Origin of the sequence: Stenotrophomonas sp. YIM B06876 (assembly GCF_030711595.1) — a bacterium.
Taxonomy (GTDB): domain Bacteria; phylum Pseudomonadota; class Gammaproteobacteria; order Xanthomonadales; family Xanthomonadaceae; genus Stenotrophomonas.
Map to the genome: position 1 here is coordinate 1 of NZ_JAUJUJ010000062.1, position 6,061 is coordinate 6,061.

General features: G+C 64.5%; 8 protein-coding genes. 3 read left to right on the forward strand and 5 right to left on the reverse strand.

Translation table 11 applies throughout. The features are described 5' to 3' along the window. Positions 1-157: 157 nt before the first annotated feature. The 3 genes from QZH66_RS14225 to QZH66_RS14235 form a co-directional block, all read right to left on the reverse strand. Positions 158-1,033: a methylglyoxal synthase gene (locus QZH66_RS14225; protein ID WP_305806595.1), complete on the reverse strand. Its 876-nt coding sequence runs from the start codon at positions 1,031-1,033 to the stop codon at positions 158-160. Positions 1,034-1,114: 81 nt separating this feature from the next. Beyond that, positions 1,115-1,351 carry a hypothetical protein gene (locus QZH66_RS14230; protein ID WP_305806596.1) on the reverse strand — a complete coding sequence of 79 codons (237 nt, stop codon included), beginning with the start codon at positions 1,349-1,351 and terminating at the stop codon, positions 1,115-1,117. A 245-nt stretch (positions 1,352-1,596) separates the two neighbouring features. Further along, on the reverse strand, positions 1,597-1,929 hold the full coding sequence (locus QZH66_RS14235; RefSeq protein ID WP_345783851.1) for an I78 family peptidase inhibitor: 333 nt from the start codon (positions 1,927-1,929) through the stop codon (positions 1,597-1,599). Between the two features lie 194 nt (positions 1,930-2,123). Here QZH66_RS14235 and QZH66_RS14240 point away from each other — a divergent pair, with 194 nt between their 5' ends. Further along, a complete protein-coding gene (locus QZH66_RS14240; RefSeq protein WP_305806597.1) occupies positions 2,124-3,194 on the forward strand; it encodes a DNA topoisomerase IB in 1,071 nt (356 codons plus the stop codon). Here QZH66_RS14240 and QZH66_RS14245 read toward each other — a convergent pair. Further along, a complete protein-coding gene (locus QZH66_RS14245; RefSeq protein ID WP_305806598.1) occupies positions 3,182-3,526 on the reverse strand; it encodes a hypothetical protein in 345 nt (114 codons plus the stop codon). The two genes, QZH66_RS14240 and QZH66_RS14245, sit on opposite strands and share 13 nt — an antisense overlap. A 330-nt stretch (positions 3,527-3,856) precedes the next feature. Between QZH66_RS14245 and QZH66_RS14250 the strand changes: the two genes are divergently transcribed. Together QZH66_RS14250 and QZH66_RS14255 are read left to right on the forward strand one after the other, a co-directional pair. Further along, on the forward strand, positions 3,857-4,450 hold the full coding sequence (locus QZH66_RS14250) for a hypothetical protein (protein ID WP_305806599.1): 594 nt from the start codon (positions 3,857-3,859) through the stop codon (positions 4,448-4,450). Between the two features lie 227 nt (positions 4,451-4,677). Then, positions 4,678-5,223 (forward strand): XVIPCD domain-containing protein, encoded by a 546-nt coding sequence (locus QZH66_RS14255; RefSeq protein WP_305806600.1) that lies wholly within the window; start codon positions 4,678-4,680, stop codon positions 5,221-5,223. A gap of 63 nt (positions 5,224-5,286) precedes the next feature. Here the strand turns inward: QZH66_RS14255 and QZH66_RS14260 are convergent. Beyond that, the coding region (locus tag QZH66_RS14260; protein ID WP_305806601.1) for a ribonuclease H-like domain-containing protein at positions 5,287-6,061 on the reverse strand (775 nt) is incomplete at its 5' end.

The window sequence follows — 6,061 nt, forward strand, 5'->3', positions numbered from 1 at the left end:
TTTATACCCAAAACCCCGCAGAAAACACTGCGGGGTTTTGCTTTTGTCCGGAATAAAGCGCCGGTAAACCCTGGCGCTCCAGCTGCGTCATCACTGTGTTTAATAAAAAGCCCGGCATTGGCCGGGCTTTGTGCGTTGTGGCGTTGTAGCGGGTGGATCAGCAGCGCTGATCACGCAACCCCGCCGCCGCTGCCCAGCGGGCAGCGACATTCGGCGAGGTGATGCATACGGCGGTGTCGGTCACGGTGGTGACAGCACGCTCCAGCAACTGGATATCGGCTTCGTGCTGGCGGGCCACGTGCGGGTCTTCGAAGAAGATCGCGCGATGGCAACGGCCGTCCAGGACACGGTCGGCAATCTGTGCATCCCCGCCCAGCGGTCCGCTCTGGAAGCGCTGGATCCATGGCTGGTCACGGGGCCAGCCGCGACTCCATGCCATTTCGTTCAAGTGCTGACCGGTGGTGCCGGTGCCGATGCGTTCGCCAAAACGTGACAGCAGCTCGAAGTGCTCGGCGGCGAAGGCCAGCATCTGCGGCTTGCGTGCATCGTGGGCGATCAGGGCCAAGGTTTGTGCCCGGAATGCGAACAAGCCATCAGCGCCGGGATCAGGAGCGAGGCCGGCATGCAGGCGTTCGATTTCGATCCAGTCGCGAGCCGAAGCTACGGTGGAGATAAAGGGTTTGCCATGAATCACGCACTGGCGCTTGAGCGCGCTGGCTTCGGGGAAGATCGAGGACGGATCGACCGGGTCGATCAGATAGATCGCGCCATCGAGTGTGCGCTCGCCGCTGTCCATGCCGACGACTTCGGCCACCAGTTTCATCAGCCCGCCTTCGCGGCCGTAGGGATAGCGCTTGAGCGGGGCGTAGTCGTTGAGCTGGGCGCTGGCCGCGATGGCATCAAAGGTGCGCCCGACGACATGCAGTTCCACTTCTAATTGGCGGATGCCCTGCTCACTGGCGCGCAGCCAGCGGAACAGCGCGGCATCGGGATCCTGATGATGCAGACGATTGGCGGCCAGACCTATGCGCATTGTTTTCCTTTTCTCCGCTTGGGTTATCCGAGTGTAGACCGTGGGTATTGCGCGTGTTGATGCGTTGATCGATGTGAGCGGCTAATACGCTGCTGGCAGCAGTAAAGAAGCTTCCCTCATCCGCCCTTCGGGCACCTTCTCCGAAAGGGAGAAGGGAGGTTGGCACGGCATAAACAAAGCTTCCCTCATCCGCCCTTCGGGCACCTTCTCCGGCAGGGAGAGGGAAGGTTGGATGGCATACCTTGCTTTGTTCGCGGCGAGCAGGCGGAGCGGATGCCCCAGCGGCCAGCGCGACAGTGTGGTGATGGTGGCATCCACCGGACGCTGCGAGGGCTGGTCGTCGAGCCTGGCGACCCTGCCGAAACCGCAGGCGGCGCGCTCGTCTTGCGGAGTTCGGACGACCATCGGTGTCAGGTGAGCGGCGACACTCGTCCGCGCGCACTCCCTGGAACGCTCGTCAAGGCCGGTGGAGGGTTCGGATAAAACACGGATGTTGCGGCGCCGCAACGCGTGGTCGCATGGGCAACCGGCGCATTGCGGCACAAGGCGCTACGCGCCTCTATTCAGCCGCAGCGGACGTCACTGATCAGCCCTTTTTCGTCGACTTCGATGTTCAGCCGCTCGCCGATGAATTCCATCGTGACCGGTTGGCCGGGCTTGAGCACGCGCACCTCGTGGGCATCGGCGTCCTGTTTGGCCTGATCCAGCAGGCCATCGTTGAACGGTTGGCCGACCAGTCCCTGCACCTGGCTGGCGTCACAGCTGCCCACCGGCGGGGCGGCCACCGCCGATTCCGCGGCAGGCGCAGCGGCCGCCGCTGCGGCCTGTTTGGATTGGACGAGCGCCTCGTCCTGTTCTTCCGGCGTCGGGCCGCTGCAGGCGCTCAGCGCCAGCATGGAAGAGACAGCGGCTGCCAGCAAAGCCATGCGCGGCAAGGGGGCAAACGTCGACGGGAATCGCATGCAAGCTCCAGAAAAATAGGAAGACCGGGCAAGCATATCGTCTGCCCACCGCGCTTGCCGCAGCGTTGACAGGATGCCGCATCGCCAGTGTTCACAATCCCGGCAACGTCCATTTCGGGGGGGCACGCGTGGTCAACGGATCGGTTTCCCGCAGCGATGATCCCTCACGTGCCGCGCGCCAGGCCGGATTGCGCTATGTAAGCGACGCCCAGCCCGGAATCCAGCGCCGACGTGCCGGCCGCGGCTTCCGCTATCTGGACGCCGATGGCCAACCGGTCCGCGATCCCGCCACCCTGGCCCGGATCCGTGCGCTGGCGATCCCGCCGGCCTATGCCAGCGTATGGATCTGCGCCGATGCCGACGGTCATCTGCAGGCCACCGGCCGCGACGCGCGTGGCCGCAAACAGTACCGCTACCACGCCCACTGGTCGCAGCTGCGCAATACCGGCAAGTTCGATCGCATCATCGCCTTTGGCGCGGCGCTGCCGCAGTTGCGTCGCAAGGTGCGCGCGGATCTGGCGCTGAGCGGCTTGCCGCGTGACAAGGTGCTGGCGATGGTGGTGGCGCTGCTGGGCAATACGCTGCTGCGCGTGGGCAATGACGCCTATGTCCGCAGCAACCGCTCCTATGGTCTGACCACGTTGCGCGCACGCCATCTTGAATGGCTGAAGGATGGCCGGGCGCAGGTGAAATTCCGGGGCAAATCCGGAAAAGAGCAGAGCGCGGTGATTGACGACCGGCGACTGGTGAAACTGGTGCGGCGCTGCCAGCAATTACCCGGGCAGCTGCTGTTCCAGTATCGCGATGCCGCCGATGCGGTGCAGCCGGTGGACTCCGGTGCGGTGAACGACTATCTGCGCCAGGCGATGGGTAATACCTTCAGCGCCAAGGATTTCCGCACCTGGGGCGCGACGCTGGTGGCGCTGCGCGAAATGGCGCAGCTGCCGCTTCCGCCTGGCGGCAGCGAGTACGAGATGGCGTCATTGCAGAACCAGGTGATTGCCGCGGTGGCCGCCATGCTCGGTAACACGCCGGCGGTGTGTCGCAAATCCTATATCGACCCGTGCGCTTTTTCCGCCTGGCGCGAGGGGCGGCTGACGGCATTTGAACAGCCGCGTGGGCCACGCCAATGGGAGCGGGCGACCCTGCAGCTGCTGCGCGCCTGCCACCGCCGCGGCGCGCAGGCTCAGCCGCAATAGAGCGCGGTGATGTTGTTGGTGGGGCCGATCTCGATGGTCAGGTGCGGCCCACCATCGGCCGGCGCGCCCTGGGTGGCATCGACGATGCCGCTGGAAGTGGCGCCGCTTTCGGGTTGCCTCCCGCGCACCACATTCACCTGCAGGCTGTCGCTGTCCACCCGCGCCCGCTCGACCGTGCCCGGCGACGCGGCCAGGCCCACGGCGCCGCGCACCTTGTCGACATGGCACTGGCCCGAAATCACGCCATCAATCGGTTGCACGTCGGCAACGCGCGCGGTGCTGCACGCAGACATGCCCAGAACAGCGGCGACAAGAGCAAGCTGGCGGTACATGGGCCTCTCCGGGAGTAGGGATATGTCAGGCCGTCAGCCTGCCGCGGCGGCTGTATGTGGCGGATGAAAAGCACGCCGGTGGCAGAGTGATTTGTTCCGGCCGGGTTGCAGTTGCCCCGGCCGCAAGTGAGCCGCTCGATCCCGAGCCTGGTGAATGACCATTCTTCGCGATCGGTGCATCAAAGTGTGCGCTGCGGGCAAAGCAGGGGTTGGCAGCTTTGGGCAAAATCGAATCCTCATACGTGCCAAGGAGGACCGATGAAGCCGATTTGTCTGACCGTCGCGGCACTTCTCCTGGCCAGTTCCGGCACTGCCTGTGGAGCCCGTTCGATGTCCGACCCGATCGCATCCAATCCCTACGCGGATGTAAAGCACCGGGCGCCACCGCAGCCCGAACTCAAGCGCAACCCCCATCCCACCGCGTACGAACTCACGGTGAAACTGAAGGATGCGCCCGGCCCGTTCGCATCGATCAAAGGCTTCATGCAGTACGAGACCCGTTTGGCCGATCCCTGCCTGCCGGATCTCGGTGGCATGGCCGGCACGCGCATGCGGCTCAAGGAAAACGTACCGTTCGAACTGCAGCAGGTCGATGCCAGTACCTGGCGCGGCGTGATCTACACCGACCTGTTCGAGGACCATGATTACTTCGGTCTGGGGAACTGCCATGTGGGACTTGTGGCGGCACGGGTCGAGTTGAGGCCAACAGGAGCGGCTACCGAAAGTGCATTTGTCGAATACCTGTCGCTGGATCAAATCCAGAAGCAGGCTCCCACGCACTCGGGATTCCTGAAGCGCCAGTATCCCGCAGGGACTTACGGCGGCGCGTCTGTTCCTTCATTCCGCGAGGGCACGCCGATGCGCGCCAGAGTGGATGAAAAAGATCTCTTCGGTATCGAGCTGATTGCCCAGAAGCGGGATTGACCGGACATGGACACGACCATCAATGCCGGGTTGGCCGTAGATGTGTATGAGGCTGAGAGGCCGCGCCAAGAAAACGAATGGTTCGCGCTCGATGGACAGAAGATCAAGGTTGTCACGCGCTTTTGATGATGAGTCCGGCTATCAGGGAATTCTGTATCAAAGCCTGGACAACGGTGAGTTGATCCTGGCCCATCGCGGTACCGAGTTCGACAAGCAGTTGTTCAAGGATGGTTTTGGCGCTGACGGTGGAATGGTTTTTTTCGGGGGGGAATAGCCAGGTCAACGCAGCGATGAAGGCAACGGAGTTCGCGTTGGAATATGCAAAGGAAAACGCGGAAGCCTGTGGGCCACTGTCACTTTCAGTGGTTGGCCACTCCCTCGGTGGAACGCTGGCACAGATCACCGCATATCGCTTCCATGCAGGCATGCAGCGTGTGGATGCCAGCCTTGGGCGGGTGCCGGACGAGGCGACGGATCGCGCCAGTGCCCGCCTGTTTGCCGAGGCGAAAACGGGCGGAATCATCCGTGCCGACCATGGGCTGATGAGCACGGGTGCTGCAACCAATGCCCGTGGCTCCAACCTGTTCATAGTGCAGGGCGCGTTGAATGATCCGGCGCATCTGCGCGTGCAGGTGCCGTCTGCAGAGGCGATCACCACGCCGGTGGAGCAGTCATTCGAACGCGCTGCGGCCCACGGCCACGCGCAAGCCCGGCAGGAAGAGCAGCAGCACGTGCGGCAACAGGAGCCGCACGGCCCGCGTTACTCGATGTAAGCGTCCGCGGCTGGCCTGCGCCGCAGGGGGCAGGAGCCTGCGACCGGCCGCCCCGTCCGGGTCTCATGCGGTTTCGTGCGATGGAACCAGCGCTTCCAGTTCCAATCGCAGCTCGTCGTTGCGTTGTTCCGCCACCAGCCGCTGGAACAGCTGGGCCAGCGTCACCACGTCCTGGTGGTTGTGCTCGGCCACGCGGCGCAGGTTGCGCGCGCTGCCGCCACGCAGGTAATCCAGCCAGGCCGCCGGGGCTTCCGAGCCGGGCAGGTCGTCTTCGCGCACGATCTGCAGCAGCTGGCGTTCGATCGTCGCCAGGCGGCAGTTTTCCCATACCCCGCGATAACGACGGCGGGTCGGAAACAGCAGATCGACATGGTCCAGTGCGGACAACGGATCGCGGCGGCGGGCCAGGCGGTAGCGGGTCTTCAACAGTGGCGCGTCGTAGCAGCGGCCGTTGTAGCTGGACAGCACCGTGGCCGGCGACAGCCAACCGCTGAACACCTCCAGCATCGCGCTCTCGGCCGCCAGGGTGGTGATCAGCAGCTGGCGGATGCGCAGGCCATCACCGCGATCGCGGTGCGTATGCCAGTCGGCGGCGCCGATCATGAAGGCGCGGGTGCCGGTGCCACCGGCCAGGCCGGTGGTTTCGGTATCGAAGAACAGCAGGTCGCGCGGCGCCACCGTTTCCAGTGGACGCTTGCTGAAGGCCAGCGACAGCGGCGCGGCGGGAATGGGCTGCGGCAGGAACGCTTCGATCAGGAACAGTCCCGGCGCCAGTTCTTCGCCGGGCACGTGGCGGTCCTGCGCAGCCACCCGCGCCAGCGCGACGCTGCCGCCCGCG